General features: G+C 54.3%; 21 protein-coding genes. 8 read left to right on the top strand and 13 right to left on the bottom strand.

What is annotated here, in order from left to right:
* Positions 1-99: 99 nt before the first annotated feature.
* Together ACOOFE_RS18650 and ACOOFE_RS18645 are read right to left on the bottom strand one after the other, a co-directional pair.
* Positions 100-561 carry a GNAT family N-acetyltransferase gene (locus tag ACOOFE_RS18650; RefSeq protein WP_420411446.1) on the bottom strand — a complete coding sequence of 154 codons (462 nt, stop codon included), beginning with the start codon at positions 559-561 and terminating at the stop codon, positions 100-102.
* 23 nt (positions 562-584) lie between these two features.
* On the bottom strand, positions 585-2,183 hold the full coding sequence (locus ACOOFE_RS18645; protein WP_420411445.1) for a peptide chain release factor 3: 1,599 nt from the start codon (positions 2,181-2,183) through the stop codon (positions 585-587).
* Between ACOOFE_RS18645 and ACOOFE_RS18640 the strand changes: the two genes are divergently transcribed.
* The 3 genes from ACOOFE_RS18640 to ACOOFE_RS18630 all read left to right on the top strand — a co-directional run bounded on the left by ACOOFE_RS18640 (position 2,173) and on the right by ACOOFE_RS18630 (position 4,956).
* Entirely contained in the window at positions 2,173-2,451 is a 279-nt protein-coding gene (locus tag ACOOFE_RS18640; RefSeq protein ID WP_420411444.1) for a hypothetical protein, read from the top strand. The two genes, ACOOFE_RS18645 and ACOOFE_RS18640, sit on opposite strands and share 11 nt — an antisense overlap.
* A gap of 121 nt (positions 2,452-2,572) precedes the next feature.
* Positions 2,573-3,157, top strand: a complete 585-nt coding sequence (locus ACOOFE_RS18635; protein ID WP_420411443.1) for a heme NO-binding domain-containing protein — start codon at positions 2,573-2,575, stop codon at positions 3,155-3,157.
* Positions 3,154-4,956, top strand: coding sequence for a putative bifunctional diguanylate cyclase/phosphodiesterase (locus ACOOFE_RS18630; RefSeq protein WP_420411442.1), 1,803 nt, complete (start codon positions 3,154-3,156; stop codon positions 4,954-4,956). The genes ACOOFE_RS18635 and ACOOFE_RS18630 overlap by 4 nt, the downstream gene beginning before the upstream one ends.
* A gap of 14 nt (positions 4,957-4,970) precedes the next feature.
* Here the strand turns inward: ACOOFE_RS18630 and ACOOFE_RS18625 are convergent, their stop codons facing one another.
* Together ACOOFE_RS18625 and ACOOFE_RS18620 are read right to left on the bottom strand one after the other, a co-directional pair.
* Positions 4,971-6,227 (bottom strand): MFS transporter, encoded by a 1,257-nt coding sequence (locus ACOOFE_RS18625; protein WP_420411441.1) that lies wholly within the window; start codon positions 6,225-6,227, stop codon positions 4,971-4,973.
* Positions 6,228-6,235: 8 nt separating this feature from the next.
* On the bottom strand, positions 6,236-7,306 hold the full coding sequence (locus ACOOFE_RS18620) for an alpha/beta hydrolase (RefSeq protein ID WP_420411440.1): 1,071 nt from the start codon (positions 7,304-7,306) through the stop codon (positions 6,236-6,238).
* A 198-nt stretch (positions 7,307-7,504) separates the two neighbouring features.
* On the opposite strand from ACOOFE_RS18620, the gene ACOOFE_RS18615 reads away from it, so the two are divergent.
* On the top strand, positions 7,505-8,023 hold the full coding sequence (locus ACOOFE_RS18615; RefSeq protein ID WP_420415607.1) for a DUF2585 domain-containing protein: 519 nt from the start codon (positions 7,505-7,507) through the stop codon (positions 8,021-8,023).
* A gap of 70 nt (positions 8,024-8,093) precedes the next feature.
* Here the strand turns inward: ACOOFE_RS18615 and ACOOFE_RS18610 are convergent, their stop codons facing one another.
* The gene (locus tag ACOOFE_RS18610) at positions 8,094-8,825 is read right to left on the bottom strand and encodes an antibiotic biosynthesis monooxygenase family protein (protein WP_420411439.1); all 732 of its coding nucleotides are present in this window, start codon (positions 8,823-8,825) and stop codon (positions 8,094-8,096) included.
* Between the two features lie 124 nt (positions 8,826-8,949).
* Here ACOOFE_RS18610 and ACOOFE_RS18605 point away from each other — a divergent pair, with 124 nt between their 5' ends.
* The gene (locus tag ACOOFE_RS18605; RefSeq protein WP_420411438.1) at positions 8,950-9,525 is read left to right on the top strand and encodes a TetR/AcrR family transcriptional regulator; all 576 of its coding nucleotides are present in this window, start codon (positions 8,950-8,952) and stop codon (positions 9,523-9,525) included.
* A gap of 59 nt (positions 9,526-9,584) precedes the next feature.
* On the opposite strand, the gene ACOOFE_RS18600 is transcribed toward ACOOFE_RS18605, so the two are convergent.
* Positions 9,585-9,818, bottom strand: a complete 234-nt coding sequence (locus tag ACOOFE_RS18600) for a hypothetical protein (RefSeq protein WP_420411437.1) — start codon at positions 9,816-9,818, stop codon at positions 9,585-9,587.
* A 138-nt stretch (positions 9,819-9,956) separates the two neighbouring features.
* Between ACOOFE_RS18600 and ACOOFE_RS18595 the strand changes: the two genes are divergently transcribed.
* Positions 9,957-10,418, top strand: coding sequence for an Lrp/AsnC family transcriptional regulator (locus tag ACOOFE_RS18595; RefSeq protein WP_420411436.1), 462 nt, complete (start codon positions 9,957-9,959; stop codon positions 10,416-10,418).
* A 59-nt stretch (positions 10,419-10,477) separates the two neighbouring features.
* On the opposite strand, the gene ACOOFE_RS18590 is transcribed toward ACOOFE_RS18595, so the two are convergent.
* The 3 genes from ACOOFE_RS18590 to ACOOFE_RS18580 form a co-directional block, all read right to left on the bottom strand.
* The gene (locus ACOOFE_RS18590; RefSeq protein WP_420411435.1) at positions 10,478-12,025 is read right to left on the bottom strand and encodes a caspase family protein; all 1,548 of its coding nucleotides are present in this window, start codon (positions 12,023-12,025) and stop codon (positions 10,478-10,480) included.
* Complete coding sequence (locus ACOOFE_RS18585) at positions 12,012-13,091, bottom strand: OmpA family protein (protein ID WP_420411434.1); 1,080 nt, start codon at positions 13,089-13,091, stop codon at positions 12,012-12,014. The genes ACOOFE_RS18590 and ACOOFE_RS18585 overlap by 14 nt, the downstream gene beginning before the upstream one ends.
* A 348-nt stretch (positions 13,092-13,439) precedes the next feature.
* Positions 13,440-14,588, bottom strand: coding sequence for an aromatic ring-hydroxylating oxygenase subunit alpha (locus tag ACOOFE_RS18580; protein WP_420411433.1), 1,149 nt, complete (start codon positions 14,586-14,588; stop codon positions 13,440-13,442).
* Positions 14,589-14,683: 95 nt separating this feature from the next.
* On the opposite strand from ACOOFE_RS18580, the gene ACOOFE_RS18575 reads away from it, so the two are divergent.
* On the top strand, positions 14,684-15,271 hold the full coding sequence (locus ACOOFE_RS18575) for a TetR/AcrR family transcriptional regulator (protein ID WP_420411432.1): 588 nt from the start codon (positions 14,684-14,686) through the stop codon (positions 15,269-15,271).
* A gap of 98 nt (positions 15,272-15,369) precedes the next feature.
* On the opposite strand, the gene ACOOFE_RS18570 is transcribed toward ACOOFE_RS18575, so the two are convergent.
* From ACOOFE_RS18570 to ACOOFE_RS18555, 4 genes are all read right to left on the bottom strand, one after another.
* Positions 15,370-16,515 (bottom strand): ABC transporter permease, encoded by a 1,146-nt coding sequence (locus ACOOFE_RS18570; protein WP_420411431.1) that lies wholly within the window; start codon positions 16,513-16,515, stop codon positions 15,370-15,372.
* The gene (locus ACOOFE_RS18565) at positions 16,512-17,438 is read right to left on the bottom strand and encodes an ABC transporter ATP-binding protein (RefSeq protein WP_420415606.1); all 927 of its coding nucleotides are present in this window, start codon (positions 17,436-17,438) and stop codon (positions 16,512-16,514) included. The genes ACOOFE_RS18570 and ACOOFE_RS18565 overlap by 4 nt, the downstream gene beginning before the upstream one ends.
* Positions 17,439-17,440: 2 nt before the next feature.
* Positions 17,441-18,394: an HlyD family secretion protein gene (locus tag ACOOFE_RS18560; protein WP_420411430.1), complete on the bottom strand. Its 954-nt coding sequence runs from the start codon at positions 18,392-18,394 to the stop codon at positions 17,441-17,443.
* 146 nt (positions 18,395-18,540) lie between these two features.
* Positions 18,541-19,245: a ParA family protein gene (locus ACOOFE_RS18555; RefSeq protein ID WP_141187725.1), complete on the bottom strand. Its 705-nt coding sequence runs from the start codon at positions 19,243-19,245 to the stop codon at positions 18,541-18,543.
* Between the two features lie 385 nt (positions 19,246-19,630).
* Here ACOOFE_RS18555 and ACOOFE_RS18550 point away from each other — a divergent pair, with 385 nt between their 5' ends.
* Positions 19,631-20,536: an alpha/beta hydrolase gene (locus tag ACOOFE_RS18550; RefSeq protein ID WP_420411429.1), complete on the top strand. Its 906-nt coding sequence runs from the start codon at positions 19,631-19,633 to the stop codon at positions 20,534-20,536.
* Positions 20,537-20,543 lie beyond the last annotated feature (7 nt).

Genomic DNA, 20,543 nt, shown 5'->3' with positions numbered 1-20,543 from the left:
TACAGGACTGGCTTAGTAGAGCTGAGCATGTAACTGTCAAACAAGGCAAATCTTGATTGTGAGCTGCAGCCTAGTTTGGCCGGATTGGCGAAGGACCGGTCAGAAAACCTGCTTCGCCATTTGAGCTGTTTGTTGCCAACCGTCTTTTTCATAGACTGGCCGCGCCTGATCGGTTGCCGTTAACACAGCGTGTGTAACCCCACGGCGTTTGAGTTCAGCGTCCGCCGCTGCCATCATCTGTTTTGCAATACCCTTGCCCCGGTACTCCGGTTCCACGAACACATTGAGGACATACCCACGTTGGGTGATGTCCGGATGGAGCTGATGAGGCGGCCAGTTGACTACCATCAAACCAACCCCGCCAATTGCCGTGCCATCGACTTCCGCAATGAACCCGAAATAGGCGCCAGATCGAAGCGCTTGCTGTTGCCAGGCCTTGTACACTGGGCTCATCGCTGCCGCCGCAGCGTCCGCGTCACCGGCCGCCAAAAACATGTCATGGCGGTGCTTGCAAATCAGATCACAATCGGACGGTACAACAGCGCGAAGGGTGGCGGTCATATCAATCAGTCGGTTAGAAACGGTTAGCTCTCATAAACAATCTCGCGGGTTTCGCGGAAGGTCACATCCGGGAATTTCTCGGTCACATGGCCGACTTCCCAAGCGTTTTTGAACAGAAACACCGGCTTGTCATCGCGGTCGTTAGCGATCGACATGCGGTGACCTTCCAGCATTTTCTGCAAGGTCGGCTGATCGGTTTCGATCCAGCGGGCGGTTGTATAGGGCACGGTTTCAAAGCCGATTTCCGTGCCGTATTCTGCGCGCAGGCGGTCGACGACCACATCAAGCTGCAGGGCGCCGACGACGCCGACGATCCAATTGGAGCCAAGGTCCGGCTTAAAAATCTGCACGAGGCCTTCTTCAGCAAGATCCTGCAAGCCCTGGCGCATCTGTTTGACGCGCATGGTGTCGCCAAGGCGGACGCGGCGCAGAATTTCAGGGGCAAAGGCTGGCAAGCCGGTGACGTGGATGTTTTCACCTTCGGTGAGCGTGTCACCGACGCGCAGCTGACCATGGTTCGGTACGCCGATGACATCGCCCGGATAAGCAAGGTCGGCGATCTCACGTTCTTCGGCAAAGAAGAAGATTGGCGCAGAAACGGCAATCTGCTTGCCCGCCCGCACATGCTTCAGCTTCATGCCCCGTTTGAAGGTGCCCGAGCACAGCCGCACGAAGGCGATGCGGTCCCGGTGTTTCGGGTCCATGTTCGCCTGAACCTTGAACACAAAGCCGGTGACCTTGTCTTCTTCCGGCATGATGGTGCGTCCGCCGGTCGCCGGCTGGGAGTGCGGCGGCGGCGCGAAATCGGCGATAAAGTCGAGGATTTCTTCGATGCCGTAGTCCCGGAGGGCGGAGCCGAAGAAGACCGGCGTCAAATGGCCTTCCAGAAAGCTTTCCCTGTCGAATTCCGCATAACCCTCCGCACCGAGTTCCACGTTCTCTGTCAGCTCATCCATGATCCGGTCAAAGACCGTGCCAGTGAGGATGTCATCGTCGAGGCCGGAGACGGTTTTCGTCTCCATGTAAGGCCCTCCGCGTTCGCCGTCTGAAGTGTGGAATTGTTTCTTTTGCCAGTCGTAGACACCAAAGAAATCGGACCCCATGCCGACCGGCCAGGTCTGCGGGGATACATCCAGCGCGAGAGCTTCCTGAACCTCGTCCAGAATTTCCAGCGCATGACGGCCTTCACGGTCGATCTTGTTGACGAACGTGATGATCGGTATGTCGCGCAGGCGGCAAACCTCGAACAGCTTGCGGGTCTGGGTCTCGATACCCTTTGCCGCGTCGATTACCATGACGGCCGCATCCACGGCGGTCAGCGTGCGGTAGGTGTCTTCGGAAAAGTCTTCGTGGCCCGGGGTGTCGAGCAGATTGTAGATGATACCCTTGCGCTCAAACGTCATGACGGATGAGGAAACGGAGATGCCGCGTTCCTGTTCGATCTTCATCCAGTCGGACCGGGCCCGGCGGCGTTCGCCGCGTGCACGCACCTGACCGGCCGCCCGGATCGCGCCACCCGACAAGAGCAGCTTTTCCGTCAGCGTTGTTTTACCGGCATCCGGGTGGGAAATGATCGCAAAGGTGCGCCGTGTCTGGTGCGGTGCCGCGCCATTGATCGCCATTGAAAATTCTCCTGAGCAAGCCGCCAGCCAAACCACATTTTTGGGGCCGCGCATCACACCGGAACCCGGGAGCGCAAGCCGTTCAAATCAGCCAGACGGATTGATGTTTCGTTGGCGCAAGGTTCTAGAGGGAATTCTGGGAAAACTCCAGAAGGATTTCGTTTATACGGATGCAATTTCCTGTTCGAGATTGAGCTTGATAAGTGCCGGCGACGAAAGTGTTGTTGTTTGGAAATACGTGATTTCCCGCATTATTTGGAGGATTTAGATGCGCTTAACCAAGTGAAAGATGTTGATGGTTGTGTGGGTGATAAGTTAAAGTAATTTGGGTTATTGTTACTAAGTGAATATTGCTGCGATGCAATCCTTGATAGATTGGCGGTGTGAAGATGTACGGCATGGTGAACCAGGGAGTGCGTGAATATATACTGAAATCTTACGGAGAGGAGGTTTGGGCGAAAATCTGTTCGGATGCAGATGTTCAAAATCTCGAATTCGACCGCATGGCCAGCTATGACGATTCTGTCACTTACAAGCTCGTGGGCGCGATCAGCGAGCATACCGGGTTGAGTAGTGATGATGTGTTGCGGGTGTTCGGGGAGTATTGGGTTGAATTTGCCGGCAGATCCAACTTCGGAAATCTAATGCGCTTATCCGGGTCTTCTTTGGTGGAGCAGCTCAAAGGGCTCGACAACATGCATGACCGCATTTTGATATCGATGCCGCATTTAAAGCCGCCGTCATTTGAATTGGAGGAAGGCGAAGATGGTCTATGCCAGCTTCACTATTACTCCGAACGCGAAGGTTTGGCGCCAATGGTGATCGGACTGCTCTACGGTTTGGCGAATGAAGCAGGCGAACATGTTGAAGTTAAGCAGACGGCTTTCAAATCCAACGGGGAAGATCACGATATTTTCGAAGTGAAACTCGTAGATCATCAAAGTGATCATATGACTTCCGGACATGCGAATTGAGCAATTCCATTGTCAAATTCTCGCGATCTTCAACAGATACGCTTTTTCCCTTGCAGGTGATGGTGAGCGAGTGTGGCCGGATTACGGAACTGGGACCAACGCTTCAAAAAGTGCTTGGACCGGGAGTCGTCGGCTGTGACTTTTTTGATGTTTTTAAGATCGAGCGTCCGCGCAACGTTGGATGTATGCGATCACTAAGAAAGCGCACGGGTGTGCGTCTTTTGATCGCCGTCCTTCCGGAATATGGTGAAGGCCTTCAGTTTCGCGGCGTTGCCGTTGCTACCTGCACAGGCATTTTCTTCGATCTGTCCTTTGGCATGCACATAAGGCAGATGGTTCAGAGATTTCATCTGACCGAATCGGACTTCAAGCCCAACGATTTTACGATTGATCTCATCTACTCCCTTGAGGCGCAAAAGACATTGCTGGAGGACAGTGAGAAGCTGGCGTCAGCGTTGAAAGCAGCCAAGGAAGAAGCTGAGCGCCGGGCTTTGGAAGACCCCTTGACCGGGATTGGCAATCGCGCAGCTCTTCATAACCATTTGAGCAAAATTCTTCATACGCCCGGGACGCCCAGCCGGTTTGCGCTGCTGCATATCGATTTGGATGATTTTAAAGCTGTGAATGACAACTTTGGGCATGCGGCCGGAGATCAGGTTCTCGTACACACCGCTTCGGTTCTAAACCGCTATTCCGGTCCGCGCGACTTGCCGGTCCGCATCGGCGGAGATGAATTCGCCTTGGTGCTTTCAGACGTATATGATCAGAGCGCGTTGAATGAAACGGCTCATGAACTTTTGGAAGAGATTTCAAGGCCGGTTTATTATCTTGGCCATGCGTGCCGGGTCGGGGCAAGCATCGGTGTGGTCCAGTTCAATCGATGCGAAAAGCTGGACGTTGAGCGGTTGATTTCCAACTCCGACATTGCGCTTTACAACGCAAAAATCACCAAATCAGCGGTGCAGTTTCTGTCGCCGGAAATGGTGGCGCGTCATGACGAATCTGTGCGGTTGGTGTCGGAAATCGAAAGCGGAATTCACAGCAACCAATTCGTGCCGTTTTTTCAGCCTTTGATCGATATTGAGACCGGAAAAGTCGCGGCGTTGGAGGTTCTTGCCCGTTGGGATACATCCGAAACACTTGCTTTGCTGCCTGCGCATTTTCTGGAAACCGCCAACCAGGCGGCTATCATGCCGGCCATAGACAAGCAGGTGCGCAAAAAGGCGTTTGCGCAGTTCGCAAGCTGGCTGGAACAGGGATTTGATGTCGGCAAATTGTCCTTGAACATGACAGCGTCCGCGCTGCGATCCAGCGAGTTCGTGTCGGTGTTCTTGGATGAATTGTCACAAGCAGGTTTGTCTCCGGAACGCATCCAGCTGGAACTTGTCGAAGCGATCCTTTTCGACAATCGGGACAAAGATCTGATTGCTCAATGCAACGTCTTGCAGAATTACGGGATTACGCTTGCCCTCGATGATTTTGGGACAGGGCATTCTTCGATCGCGTCTTTGATAGAGCCGCCGGTGAGCGTTTTGAAAATCGACCGGTCGTTCATCACCGGGGTGACCGACAGTCCAAAAATGCAGAAAATCGCGCGCGCCATGATCGAGATGGCTGGAACGATGGAGTTTGTTGTTGTTGCTGAAGGGATTGAAACCGAAGATGAATTGGTTTTTTTAAAAAATTGCGGCTGCCGGCTGTTCCAGGGGTTCCATTTGTCGCCGCCAAGAAAAGCTGAGGATCTGGAACGGTGGATGGCGAGCCGGAACACCAAGGTTCTGAGCTCTACTGGTTCATAGGCGTTGTTCTCGGCTCAACTCGTATCTTCTTCCGAGATCTTGCCGGCTTGCTGAACCATTTTCAGGCTGTTTTCCGGGATTGGTACAGATGGGCTGGGTTCCTCCGGTGCCTGGATCCGCGACAACCTCAAAAAGGCAACGGTGACCAGCACCAGATTCACGGCGGCGACACACCCCTGAAGGGCATAGTCGCCGATCACAGAGCTGGTGATCATCACGGTGGTTGGCCCTACAACCGATCCGATTGAATAAAGCAGCAGCAAAGTTGAGGAGACTTCTGTTGTTGTGCCGTCTGCAGCCCGGTCAAACGCCAGGGCCGAGGAGACGGAGTAGAGTGGGAAAATAGCCGCCCCCAAGAGGACCGGCGACAGAAAAGCGAAAATCTGCACAACCGAACCTTGAGCGCCGGTAAAAGCCCGTCCTTCGCCGTCTCCTATAACGGCCGTAGCAATCATAACGAGGATCGCAGGAATAGCGAGACTGATGATCACCAAGCGGCGGTCAACTCGATCTGACAATATGCCGACCGGCCACTGCGCAAATAGGCGCCCGCCGTAAAGCAGCATGATCACAATCGCCACAAGAGAGACAGATAATCCGTGGCTGGTTAGGTAAAACGGCAGCACAGAGATGGTGGAGCTGACCGAGAAACCGGAGACAAATGCGCCGAGTCCTGCTGTGGGGGAGGGGATGTTGAGGGCTGTTTTCGAGCCTGTCGCAGGCGGCATAACCGGCTGTTCTGATTTGGTGACGGCTATCACGGCGACCGAGATGTTCATGAGAGCCGCGAAATAGAGGATCAGGCTTTCCGCATCAGAGCCCATCCATAAAAAGACCACTTGGCTGCCGATGGAGGCCAGGCCCAGAATGATGGAATAAAGCGCGATCACCTGCCCGCGCCGGTCTTTCGGGGCTTCATGGTTGATCCAGGTGTCGGAGACGGCCAAAACGGTTGCGATAGACGCTCCCATGACAAAGCGCAGGGCTGCCCAGGAAAAGGTATTGTCCAAGGCCTCCAGACCGATAATCGTGATGGTCGCGATTGCGGCAGCTGCGGCATAGGTCCGGATCACCCCGCTGCGGCGGGCAAGGTTGGGGGCTGCAAAACAGCCGACCCCAAACCCGATCGAATAGGCTGCGGCGATGAACGACACATCGCCTTGCGACCCGCCCTCATTCGCGATCAAGATGCCGAGCATGGTGGAGATCGCTGCATTCGCCAGATTGACCAGAAATGATGCGAAGAAAAGCGCGGAGAGTTGTTTCGGCATACTGATTGTTATTTCAGGTGGCGGTCAAAGAATTCGAACAATTCGCGCAATGCATCTTCCGATTCGGGAATTTCCCGAAAAAGCCTCTGAATATAATCGCCATGCGCCTGGCCATCATACACATGAAGATCGGCGACAATACCATTGGAACGCAGCGCACGATGCATTCGAACGGTGTCGCTGAGCAAAAGGTCACGGGTGCCGGAAATCAGGATCGTCGGCGGAAAATCATGGAGATTTCCGTTGACAGGCGACAGCAGTGGATCTGAGAGATCCTGTCCTGCAGCATATAACTCAAACGTTCCGGTGATAAGGCCGTCACGACGCCCCAGCGGGTCAAGCCCCTGCAGCGTTAGCCAAGTATCAGATGTGTTTTCCAGGTCTGTGGCAGGGGTCCCGGCAAACAACGCGCCCGGCAAAGGCAGGTCGAGCTCCTTCAAACGAAGCGTTGTTGCGAGCGTCAGATTTCCGCCAGCGGATGTGCCGAACAGAGCCGTCTTGTTTGCAGGCTGTTGTGCGGTGACTTCCCGCCACACGGCGACAGCATCATCAAGAGCAGCCGGGAATGGATCCAGAGGGGGACGCCGGTAGTCAACCGACACGACTTTTACCCCTAGCCCGTCCGCCAGCCAGACAGCTTCACGCAACACTGAATCTCCGCCGCCAAAGACGAAGGCTCCTCCGTGAAGATGTACAAAGACACGGTCTGCGAACCGGTCCGATAGTTTCTTGGGTGTCACGGTGTAAGTGCGAACTCCAGCAGTCTCGCCAACTTCATAGGACGCTCCCAGCGTTTTTGCTGCCTGCCGACCGGCTTCTTCTCCTGGCGCATCGAATAGGGCTTGATACTCAAGCCATGCTTCAGGTGTATTTGGGGCCGGAATATGCGGCGGGATCTTTCGCTTCTCCACAATTTCCTTCATTGCCGGAGAAATGCCGTGGGGTGTTGGCACCGTGCGTTCTCCGAGTGTTGTCACGCTTGGAAAAGTCGACGGAACTTCGAAGGAGAAAGCTACGCTCGAAGCAAGAATTGGAAGCGCGATTGTCAGACAGAGTTTGCTAAGGCTATAGCACGGCATATTCGACTTGCTCCTCCTGATCTGACATGCAGGGTAAGAGCCAGACCTCTGTTCTACAAGACATTATGAGATTGCTCTCAGGTTGTTGCCGGTAGTCAGCTGGATGGCCACGATCTCAAAGGTCGTGCTTTTGAAGAATTTGTTGCCTAGGAGAAAACCCCTTTGACCAAAAGTGCTTGCCTCGTCACCGGCCTTCTCATGATCTTAGCCACAGCCGTGATCTTGCTCTTCATGGGCCGGATCCCGATCTGTGAGTGCGGGTATGTGCTTTTCTGGACGCCGGCGAGTGATGTGTCCGGATCCTCACAGCACATTGCCGACTGGTACACCTTCAGCCACATCATTCACGGATTTCTGTTTTACTGGTTGCTTTGGGCTTTGTTCAAACAGAGATCTGTTGGGGAACGCGCTTTGGGCGCGATCTTTATTGAGGCGGCCTGGGAAGTGGCGGAAAACAGCCCCTGGATCATCGACCGTTACCGCGAAGCAACGATTGCGGTCGGCTACACCGGCGACAGCGTACTCAATTCCGTGTTCGACATCCTCTGGATGCTCGCTGGGTTCTTCTTCGCCTGGCGCATGCCGGTCTGGGTGACGGTTGCTGTCGGCATATTCTTTGAGCTTTTGGCGCTCTGGGTGATCCGGGACAATCTCACCCTCAACGTCTTGATGCTGCTCTATCCGATTGACGCCATCAAAGTCTGGCAGGCGGCTTAAAGACGGCAAGGTTGCCTATTTCTGGATCAAACGGGTGGGGCAGCGTCCATTTGGTTGCTGCCCTGACCGGTTACCAGACCTTCTTCTGGTTCATGTTGAAAGTTTTCAGGCTTTTCGGATCGATTTTGTTAAAGAAGGACATGGCCACCGATTCCGGTTCGGCCATATCCGCCATGATGATGGCTTTTGCGTTGTCTGCATCGGCCTTGGAATTCCAGTGAATGAGATCAATCCACCAGCCATCGGCGGTTCTGAAGAGTTCGCGGTCGCCGAACCCCGATTGGGCTGACAGCTTTTCCTGAATGGCCTCAGCCGCTTCCAGAAATTCCTCGTCAGTTGTTGGCACCAGGAACTCGATTTCTGACCCCGGTGCGACCAGGCGGAAAAACTGAATCTCCGTAAATCCATCACCTTGTGGCACGTCCCCGTCCCATTTGCGGACCCGGTCAGCGTGGAACCAGGCCATTGAGGACAAGTCGATCAGCTCCATGATCGGAGCTCCATTTGGGTCGGTGAGGATCTCGGCAGCAGCCTTTTCAAAATCGCCGAGAGCCCGCCAATGAATGGAATCGATCCAGTAGTCGCCGCCATCTTGCTGCATCAGTTCGCGGTATATCCGGCCGTCGAATTTCGGCAGGAAATGATCCTGCACATGCTGGGCCGCTTTCATCATCGTTGCGCTTTCAGTTCCTGGATTGAGCTTGAACCAGGCGATTTCAAACACCGTCGTGTCTTCAGCAAGAGCGGGCCCACTCATCATGGAAAGGGCGACTGCGCTGGCCGCGAGAGCTTTTTTAATCATCGTCAACTCCTATTTCTGAACGATAGGTGATAAATAATTTGAGATCGAAGCTGCCGTCAAGAAATATCTGAACGGTAGGTGATTAAATTGTTGCGCCGGTGGGTGTCTGCGCTATGATCTGCGCATGGGACGGCGCAAAAGTTATGATCGTGAAGAGGTCTTGGAAAAGGCGATGCGCCTTTTCTGGGCAAAGGGTTTTGAAGGCACACACTTGGGGGAACTGGTCGAAGTGACCGGTGTGAACCGGTTCGGCCTTTATTCTGAGTTTGATGGCAAAGAAGGGCTCTTCAAGGAGGCGCTTGAGCTCTATCTCAAAGGCACACGGGAGGCTTATCAGGGCGCATTGGCAAAGGCCCCTTTGGGATTGGATAACATCCGGGGCTATTTCCGTTCGATCGAGTTCTGCAGTGACTATCACGGCTGTTTCATGATCAACACGTTGACGGAAAAGAACATCGTCAGCCCGGACGCATTTGATGAAGCCAAAAAGATGATGGCTGAGATCGAAGGGCTTTTTCTCGACAATTTGACAGCGGCTCAAGACAACGGCGAAGTCGCGCCCGGTCTACCGCTTGCCGCACTGGCCAAAATGCTGGTCGCCGCCGATAGCGGGATATCGATCTACGGCATCATTTCGGCTAAGGAGGCGGATAAGGATGATATCGTTGACCAGCTGCTCCGGTTGTTTGATGCGCGATAAAGGCGCGGCGTTGGATCCGAAGCCAGTGAGTTTGCACGCCAAGATTAGGTTGCCGCGTTTTACCCCTTTGTGGTTTGGCCTGACCGGTGGCGTTGCAATTGCTGGTGCCGGATTTTGGTAAGGCGGCGGCCTTTCAGAAAAAAATGCATACCAAGCCCTGAAAGGGCCAGCCCAGCGAAACTGGTCGCTGCGATTTTATAAATCAGCGCCAAATCGACCACCCATAAAAACACCAGGCAAAAGGCGGCCAATGCGCCGGCAGACCCGAGTGTCTTTTCCAATAGTTCCGGCAAAAGGCTTCTCCAGTGTTGTTGAAGACCTGGAGAAAATATCCCGCAACCAATGGGCAATCTTATTTCTTTGTTTATAAATGACCCGAAAATTGGCAAGATCACCCGAAAGTAAACGGTTTTGCGAAAGAGGTAACCGGAATGCCGAAGCTTACTGAGCAGGATCGTGCGCTCCTAAGAATCCTCCAGGAAGACGGCCGTATCACAAATCAGGAGCTGGCGGAGCGGACTGGCATGTCTGCCTCGGTGTGCTGGCGGCGCGTCCGGGCGATGGAGGAGGCTGGCATCATTTCCAAATATGCCGCCATCCCGGATCCAACTGCAGCTGGGCTGAATTTCCAGGCAATTGTCCATGTCAGCCTTGCGCGCACCAGCAAAGACTACGTGCGGACCTTCATGGACGAGGTGCGGAACCGGCCCGAGGTCCTGCAATGTTTCGCCATTGCGGGAACACCAGACTATCATCTCCTGGTGATGTGTGAGGACCTGGACGCCTATAACCGGTTCTACACGGAGTTCCTGTTCGAGCGCTCCTGCGTCGGGCAGGTATCGATGCACCTGATCGTCAACACGCTAAAATCCGATATGAAGTTGCCGGTCTGAGGTCGAGGCGGCAGCTGGGGAAACTGGCACAGTGTTCTGTTGTTACATTTTCGAAGAACCTACTTGCAGCCGCCACGAGCCCAGGTTTGCAAGGCTTTTTTGAACGCACCGCCATAGGGGTGTTGCTTGTCCAAGGCCCTGGTACTCTCCTTAAGATAAGTTTGGGCCTGATCACACAAGTTCGATTGTGCCCAGTTGTGGCAGGCCGCACAGGTTTTATCCTTCCAGAAGCTTTCCGGCAGTCCCTCAACTGGTGGGAACATTGGTGAACCGGTGATCAATTCGGCAATGCTCCGTGTCGCAATTTCCGGTCCTCCAATTCCAAGCGGCGCATTGAATGCCACTTCGGTAGAGGCTTTCTCCGCTGGCGGTGCTTGGGCAGGCTTCGGGGCAGGTTCTATGGCAGGCGCGACCGGTTCTGCGATCGGGTCCCGGCTTTGCGCATTTGTTTCAATCGTTGTCAGCTCAAGCCGGGCAAGTTCGGCAAACGCGCCGGTCGGATAAGCCTCAAGATACGCCTTATAGGCTTCGGCTGTCCCGGTTTTCCGGGCTTCCTCGATCATGTCCCGCTCCGCGACTTCAGGATCAACAGGCTCTGGTTTTGGAGCTGCGGGAGCTTCAGCCGGTGCTGCCGCGGTTTCTTGGTTGAGAGACTGTGGCAGTAGTTTTGCAAGTAGGGCCCGGGCCTCATCGTTGAAGATCGTGTCTGGATTTGCCCTTAAAAACAAAAGCACTTGGATCGGGTCCTGGCTGAGTTTGACGGAATCCCAGAGTTGGCGCAGCTGCAATTCTTCCGGTGTCGGTGCGACGGCGGGGGAGAACTGGAAATCGACGGTCAGAGAAGATGTATCCCAGGGGATCTGCAGCCCATTGGTTTGTTGCAGAACTGTTCTGCGGACTTCCTTAAATAGGGCCTCGATCGGCACGCCCGGCTCCGACAGCCTGCTTGCCAGGGCTTCTGAGAACGGGCTGTTGGAGCCGGTACCATCGACCGCAATTTCACCCGGTGCTGTCGAATAGGCCAAAAACGTGCCCCGTGGGGCTTTCATTTCTGCAAGGCCGTTGTCATTGAGGTCCGGGATTTCCGCAAAAGGATTGTTGCGGCAGGCATCGAGAATAAAAATGTTGGTGCGGTTGCGCGCTGAATACATTTGCCGCAGCACAGCGTCGGCAGGAACTCCGACCAGGCTGAGGTCTGCGGCATCCAGCACTTCTACATCAATTGGCAAAAGGTAATTGCTGCCAAAAGACTGCACCCCGTGGCCGGCGTAGAAGAACAGGCCGGTCGTATCATCGCCTTCATCGCGCAGTTTGCGGCCAAAAGCAGATATCGCACGTCCTAACTCGACTTGGGTGGCGTCGGTCACCAAGGTCACCTCGAAACCGACTTCCGTAAGGTGCTTGGCCATCAACACGGCATCATTAACCGGATTGTCCAGAGCCGTGATGTTTTGATAAGCGCCATTACCGATGACAAGGGCAAGGCGGTCGTCATCTTCATCATCATCGTCGTCAGACGCTTTAACGGGCTGTACCGCCATGATCAGCATCAGGCCGGCCAGAAGAAGCCAACGCAGCGGGCGGGTGAGCGGATCAGTCAATAACAACAAACTCAATCCTTCGATTGCGGCGCTTGCCTTCGGCCGTTGTATTTGACGCCACAGGGCGTGTTTCGCCGTAGCCGACAGTTTTAATTCGTTTTCGTTCAATGTTCTTGGCGATCAGATACTGGGAGACGGCAGCAGCGCGCCGCTCGGACAGCCGCTGATTGTCCGAAGCACTGCCGACGCTGTCGGTGTGACCGCCAACTTCGATGATGAGGCCGGGGCAGCGGGCTATGATATCCACCAAGCTGTCGAGAAGTGGAGCGCTGCGATTGTCCAGTCGGGAGCTGCCACTGCGGAAATAGATGTTGTCGGTCCGTGACAGGATTTCAAAACGACCCTTACAGGCTGCAAGATCAAAGTTTCCTTCCGGCTCCAACGCCTTGGTTGCAACCGGTTGAGCAGCCGGGGTGGGATCTGCAGTTGCTGCGGCCGTTTGTGTGCTGCTGGTATCTGTTCGCCGGGAAAATACAAAATCAAAGGACACAGTTGCCGACGGCACAATGACCACGCCAGCCGCGTCTTCCAGCTTCTTGATACCGCCATCCAAGTTGAAGTCAGAAGCGGCAACGGATAGCGGTGCAGTTGTTGAAACAGCGACCAAATCGTCGCTCATCAAGGTGACGGCAACCTCTGCTTCCAAAGTTTTGGAAACTCCGTGGAGATCCATGTCAAAGGTAAGCGGAATGATTTTGCGTTTCCGTTGTGGCAGGTCGCTCAAGGCCGCCGGGTCAATTTGGGTTGTGACCACGGCCTCGGGAAACTGAAAGGTTTCGAAAAACAGGAAACGCATACGGACATTGCGAAGATCGATTTTGGTATCAACCGTATCGAGAAAGATCCGGACAGTCGCCAGGCCGTCTTCATCAATATCGCCGGAAAATCCGGCAAAACCACTGGACTCGACTTTGGTCAGGTTTTTGACCGATTGAAACCGGAGTGACGAGGCATCGGGTTGCAAAACCCATCCGGGGGCAAAAATACTCTCTTGCGCTGGTACAGGCGAAGCGACAAGCAAAGGCATAAGCATGCCAAGCATGAGAACGGGGAATACTGGCCATTTCACCATTGTCAGCAATTCCTTTTCGGTCACCAGTATCAATGGGTTGCATATAAATTCCGTAACGGAAATAGAGTGTTGCAAGACTGAAGCCGTTTATCAACCGCTTGATCTTGCAAGAAATGCAAATTGTAGCCGGGTCTGCCTGCCGTAGAAAAAACTGTGTTGAAACGAATTGTTGTCCGAACCCTGGGGAATTGGCAAGAAAATTCGACCGCTTCGGCGTGATTAACCGAGTTTAATCAATGAATTCGGCGTCGGAACTAGCGGCAAAAACCAGGCCGCGTGGACGAATTGGGGACGCATTCTGTCAGACAAAGGACAAAAGATGACGTGGAACGACTTGCAGCGCGTATCTCAATTGGCCAGAATTTCCTCAACCACCAGATTGAAGCGGTTGAGCGCGCCCTCATAGCGGCCGAACAGGTGGCTTGGATTGCCTTTTGAAGCAAAGCCGGCCTGGATCTCTTCACCAAGTTCAAAATCTTCCAGAAGAGTAGTTTTGGTGATGAGCTGGTTCTTGGCCCATCTTTCCCGCATTTCTTCGGTGTCCGGGAAAAATCTGGGAGCCAGCGTCGCAATTCGAACCCTCGTATGATCCGCTGCCATTGGCTCAAAGTGGAACCACATGATGTGGTCTTGTTGGACCAAAAGCTGCGAGTTGGTCACCAAAGTATAAAGCAGATTGGCATCGCGCCGGATTTCCCAGGTGTCCTCTGGTGCCGTTTGAACGTCCGGCATGGACGTGCGCGGCAGGACAGACCGGATATGCGGCCCGAACATCCGGTAGGTCGACAGGTTGTCCTGAAAATAGGGGCCGATAGTGTTTTTGTGGGCGACCCGGAAGTGATAAGCCTCCAGCCCGCCTTCTACCAAAACTTTCCAATTGGCTTGAATATCGAGCGTCTCAACTTCCGCAATCCGGTGCTCACTCATTTTGAGCCAGTTGAAGTCATCTGCGAGCTGTCCGAGCCAAGCGCCGAGATCCGGCATGTCTCCGGCATCCGGATTTGCAATGACCCAGATGAAGCCATGGGCTTCAGCTGACGGCAAACGGCGCAAGCCGCGATCTGCCCGTGAGAGCTCCGGGAAACCCTGAGCCTCATGCGGAACCCGGTGTAGGGCGCCACCGTTGGTCCAGGTCCAGGCATGATAGGGACAGGTGAACAGGCGTTTGCAGCCATGTGTTTCCCGCACCAATTTGGCGCCTCGGTGGCGGCAGACATTCAGAAAAGCGCGCACCGATCCATCTTCGTCTCGCGTCAGAAGGACGGGAAGGCCAAAAAATTCTTTGGCAAGAAAAGCGCCTGGTCCTTCGATTTCCGACGAATGGGCCATGATCATCGGATGACGGCGGAAAAGCGCCGCCCGCTCGCGCTCGAAGCGTTCAGGGCTGGCATACCGTGAAATCGGCGAGTGGGCGATTGCTTCATCAAGATAGGCCGACTTTTGTTCCGCCAGGCCGAGGATTTCTTTGATCAATCCAATTTCCGTGGTCCGGTCCATTGCCTGCCTCCTTAAGCGACTTACCGATCGGTAAGGTACTTACCATTTGGTAAGTTGTCAACAAAACGGTATGACAGAGCAACAGGAGTGCAGTCATGATCATGGAAGCGCCGGCCGCAGGCCGGTATCTGGAAATCGCGGAGCGCCAATTCGCAGAGGCTGGCTTTCATGGTGTCAGCCTGGCCGCTATCGCCAAGGAAGCGGGGGTTAGTAAGCAGGCGCTGTTGCATTTTTTTGGCAGCAAGGAACGGCTGTATGGGGCTGTACTGAAACGATTGTCCGATAAGCTGTGTGCCGAAGTGGAGAGTTCAAATGCGATGGAGCCTGGCGCACAATTGATCGAGTATTTCGAAACCCTTGCCAAAACATCTTATGGCGGAGGGATCGAAGCGAAACTGGTCGTGCGTGCCTTGCTGGACACCAGCGAAACTGCCCGGTTTTGGCCGATGAAACCTTATCTCGACAAGCTCACTGAGCTGGCGGCTCAGACTCCAAAATGGCGCGGGGCCCCTGCAGAAGCCATTCGCGCAGGATTGTTTCAGCTAATCGGCGCAATTCAGTATCTGTCAGTGTCGGCAATTGCGCTCGACGGCATGTATGGACCTGCTGCGCGGCGGGCTTTGGAACTGAAGTCTTCTGAGAATGTCAGCACAGCCGTGCGAGCATTTGTAGAAGGCGGTTGAAAGTCACATACGGCCCTCGTCAAAGCCCAGATAGCCTCTGTTCTCCTAGGGCAGGCAAGAACCCCCTACGATGCGCTGGATGGGATGTTTACTCCCCGCTAATCCAGCCGTTTCTTGAATCTCAGCGCTGCTGCAACCATCCCTAAGACGAAAAATCCGCTCATCCAGATCACGTCGCGATGAACGTCGATCAATGTGGCGTCTCTGAGTACAAATCCGCGGATCATGCGCATGAAGTGTGTCGCTGGAAAAATCTCGGCGATGTATTGCGCGATGACCGGCATGCCTTCGTAGGGAAACATGAAACCGGATAACAGGATCGAGGGCAGGAGTACGAAAATTGTCATCTGCATGGCTTGGAGCTGTGTCTGGGCGATCGTGGAAAACACGAGGCCGAGTGACAGGCTCGCGCCGATGAACAGCAGGGTGCCAAGAAACAGATCGATCATGTTCCCATCAAACGGCACATTGAACAATACGTGCCCCAGACTGAGAATGATGACCGCCTGCAACAGCCCGATAAAGATATAGGGAATGATCTTGCCAACCATCAGCTCGATCGGGCGGATCGGGGTGTTGATCAGCATTTCCATATTACCGCGTTCACGTTCCCGCACAATCGCAGCCGATGTGAACATGATCATCGTCATCGTGAGAATTGTGCCGACCAGGCCTGGGACAATATTCACCGCAGTGCGTTGTTCCGGATTAAAGAACAGGGTGACTTCAAAGGTCGGGGTGGAGCGATTGGGCGCTTGCCGGTAGATCTCTGACAGCGGCATGGAGCGCAGACTTTTGATAGCGCCCGCAATCATCGTATCGGATCCGTCAACAATCCATTGCGCAACAGGACGGCTGGTTTCCCAATCTGTCGATGGAGGTGTGCCGAGGCCAAGGGCCGGAGACCGGGCCAGACGTTGTGTCAGGTCGGCGGGCAGGATAAAGGCCGCCCGAACACGTGCCGAGCGGATCGCTTCCTGGGCAGCTTCCGTGGTTGCATGCCGTTCTGTGACTTGCACGACCCGGGTCGCCTCGACCATCTGTACCAGGATCCGGCTGATCCCGGTCTGGCTTTGATCAACGACCGCAATCGGGATGTCGCGCACATTTGTGTTGATCGCATAGCCGAACAGAACCAGCTGGATAAGCGGGATCATGACAACCATGCCGAACGTCATCCGATCCCGGCGTAACTGGGCGAGTTCTTTAAAGAAGACAGCAAGGATCCTGGAAATAGACCTCATTGGCGGCCTTCTCCAGTTGCTGTGGCAAAGACGTCTTCTAGATTGGGCCGGACCCGCTCGACCACTGTCGCGCTTGCGGTCTCTGGATTGGACCTGAGGAATGCTTCTGGATCTGTAATACGCTTTTCGACCAGCACGCGCAGACGTGCACCGAGCTGCGCGGCAGTTACGATCCCGTCGCTGCCAAGCAGGTGCCGTCGTATAGTACGTAAGTCCGGAGCTTCGATCTCAACCACATTAGCGCCCATCGCCGCCATGAGATCGGCTGGAGTGCCATCCAGCCGTTTCTGACCGGCTTCCAAGATTGCGATCTTGTGGCAGCGTTCCGCTTCATCCATGAAGTGCGTCGTCACAACGATGGAGGTGCCTTCATTCACAAGGTCAAACAGCTGTTCCCAAAAGTGGCGTCGCGACTCCGGGTCGACAGCGGAGGTAGGTTCGTCCAGGAACAACAACTGGGGCTCATGGAGAACTGCCGCCGCAAGGGCCAGGCGCTGGCGCTGGCCACCGCTCATCTTACCTGCAAACCGGCCGCTGAGCTCGGTCAGATCATACCGTTGCATGACTTCGGCAATCCGTTTTTTGCGCGTGTTGCGCGTCAGTCCGTAAACGGTGCCCATAAAGTTGAGATTTTCCAGGACCGTCAAATCGCCATAAAGCGAAAAGGCCTGGGTCATGTAGCCGATCTTGTATTTCAACGCCTCGGCATCTTTAGGTACGGACAGTCCGAGAACTTCGACGGAGCCCTCGGTTGGGGTCAGCAATCCGGTCAACATGCGGATAGCGGTCGTCTTGCCGCATCCGTTTGGGCCGAGAAAGCCGTAGATCATCCCGCGCTCAATGGTCAGATCCAATCCGTCGACTGCCCTGAACCCTTTGAAGCTTTTCACCAAACCATCAGCTTGTATGACGATGTCGGACATGGTCACGGCAAAACCGCTTGAGCCGGAACCCCGTTTGGCAAGTTGGATGCACTGTCAGGCAATTGGATTTCAGCGACATACATCAGCCGGGCGCGGTCGGATTGGTTGAGCGCATAATACGGGGTGAAGGATGGTTCGGAGCTGATCCAGCGAACATGACCATTGATTGACGCTTCCAAACCGTCCACACGGACCGCAAGTGTGTCGCCTTCATTGATCTTTACCCGGTGGGGCTCAGGAACGTAAACCCGGGCGTAAGGGGCGTTGCCGGCCAGCATAACCGCAACCGGGCTGCCGACGGTTACCCTCTCACCGAGGTTCCATGGGAGGCTATCGAGCACACCGTCGCGTGACGCAACAATTGTCAGGTCACCGAGGATCTTTGTTTGCGTGGCAAGGCTGGCTTCTGCTGCTGCGAGTTCTGCGCGGGCCATCGCCAGATCTTCTGGCCGTGTTCCGGTTACCAGCTCCTTGTGTTGCTGTTTCGCACTGTTCAAAGTGGCTTCAGCGGCATCTTTTGATGCCCGGGCACTGTCAAGTTGCGCTTGGCTTGTGGTGCCGCGCGCTGTCAGGTCTTTATAGCGATCGAAATTGTTGGTGGCTTCCACCAGTTCTGCTTTGGCTCCGGCAACATCCGCTTGTGCCTTGGCGATTTCTTCTTCCCGGGCGCCATTTTTCAGTTTCTCAAGGTAGGCTTTGGATTTTTGAACTTCGGCCAAAGCTTGGTTGACGACAGCCTGCTGCTGGGTGGTATCGAGCCGGGCAAGGATTGTGCCCTTTGTTACGGGGGCCCCTTGCGCCACTGGTAGCTCTATCAGCACTTCCGCTGCCGTTGCCGTCAAGGCGACGCGGTCCCGCTCAAGAGTTCCGAGCGCGACATTCTTAGGATCTTCGTTACAGGCGGAAACCACTAAAGCGAGCGCACCGGCCGTGAACAGCCGGTTCAACGTTGGCATCGTCAAAACCTCCTGTGCGAACAAGCAGATGCTTGTCAATGGAGTTATCATTTCGAACGAGCTTATAGCGCCTTTTCCAAAACCTCTATGTCTGGCCATAAAAAAAGCCGGGCGCAGAGCCCGGCTTCAAGTTTGCTGTCAAACAGTCAACTGGCGCGTTTAAAGACGTCGTACCAGCGTTTTTTCGGAACAGTGATCGCCCGTTCCAGAACTTCTGCTGCGTAAAGCGATGCATTTTCACGGGCCTTTTCGACGCCCGACACCTGCTTTGGATTGAGATTGGCAAGACCGCCGCCGAATTCGAATAGGTCACGGAAAGCCGCCCGTTCAACGATTGGGGTCATCAAAACATCTATGTTCTGGGCACACAGGAAGTCTTGAACCGCCTTCATCGCACGGGTTGTGACCGCCGCATTGGACCGGGTCAGGACAACACAGTGTTTGATGTCATGGCGGACGATTTTTTCCAGTTTCTTGATCAAGGTAAGGATCTTGGCACCGCCCCTCGCATCCATGGACGAACCTTGGATAGGGATCACCACCAGATCCGAAACCGAAAGGGCATTGGCAACAATCAGGTTTTCCGTGCCTTCCAGGTCGACAATCACATAGTCGGATGTTTCCGAGGCGTGGGTGATCTGTTCGGTGATGGAGGCGGGCGAGATTTCGCTGATGACGGAAATGTTTTTGCAGGTCCGCGGCAGTTCATGCCATTTAGAAATCCATTTTTGCGGGTCAGCGTCGAAAATGGTGACGCGTTTTCCCCGTGCGGCAACTTCTGTTGCCAATAGCAAAGCCGCGGTGGTTTTCCCGGCGCCGCCCTTTGCATTCGCGAAGGAAATGACTGGCATGATGGTTCTCCTGAACGTGCCGCCACGTCTTTTCATGACGGTCTTATTCCTGCCTAACGCACTGCCAGTCTTCAGATTTTATGGTTACCATTTTCTTAAATTCGCAAATTGCGATTCAGTTATTCAGTATCCACTGTGCCTTGTGGATAATTTTCAGGAATTCCTAAGTACAATTTCGGAGGGTGCTGAGAACGGCATTCGCGTAATTCTAGTTAGGGCAGCTTTTCGCTTGCGATTACCGGTGCTTGGTTTGCCAACCGTGACCTGGCGGACTGGAATTACCGACAGTTGGCTTTTTTCAGCGTGAGAAGATTGAAAGCGTTCAACGGCCTGCGTAGGTTGTTGGAAATTCACTTCTATAGACCGCTTGCACGAAGGATAGGGCATGGTGCACAGACTTTTGAAGGTCACTTCAGTCCGGCTGGCCAGACTGCGAGCAGTTCTTGTTCCAATTTCCGTTCTTGCAGTTTTAGGCAGCGCGCAGGCAGAAGCCTTAAAGCCGTATAAGGACCGGTTGTTCCGCTACAAGAAGGTGACTGAGACGCTATATAACGGCGACTTCATTGTCGTTGAGTATTCCAAGCAACGGGACCTGCATGGCCGGGATCAGATTCCCGAACGCCAAGTCTATGGCAATTACGTTTCTTATAAACCGAAGCGCAGCCGGGGCGGTGGCGAACTCAAAGCCAATGGCCGGACGATTTCCTACATGGGCACTGGCAAGTGGAAGGGCGGTGCCAAAGCGATTGTGATCTACATTCATGGACAAGGCGGTAACCGCTTTCAGGGCATGAATGACGTGTCCTTCGGCGGAAATTTCAATAGGATCCAGAATTTGATGGTCCGCAACGGCGGAGCTTACCTCACCGTAGACATCAAGAATTTCGGAAAACGTGGTACAGCCGATGTGGCCGCGCTGATAAAGCACCAAAAACAGTTGTCTCCTCAGGCAAAAGTTGTTGTGGCTTGCGGTTCGATGGGGGGCATTATCTGCTGGAATCTTGTCAAGAATGGCGGCTACTCCCGCCTGATCAACGGCATTGTGTTGCTTGGCTCGCCGAAAGATCCAAACATATTTTCGTCAGGCGCACTGTCTCGAAGCGTTCCGATCTATATGGGGCAGGGGACCCTAGACCGGGTCTACAACTGGGAAACTCAGGCGCAGTTCTTCAAGAAAATCAAACAGCGTGCGCCCAATTATCCGATCAAATTCACCCTGTTCGATACCGGGACGCACGGAACCCCGATCCGCATGACCGACTGGCGTTTGGTGCTGAACTGGATGCTTTGAGGATAGT

This window comes from Roseibium sp., from assembly GCF_965216085.1.
Classification (GTDB): Bacteria; Pseudomonadota; Alphaproteobacteria; order Rhizobiales; family Stappiaceae; genus Roseibium.
Note: the sequence above shows the minus strand (reverse complement) of the source record. Positions and strands in the feature narration are given on the sequence as shown.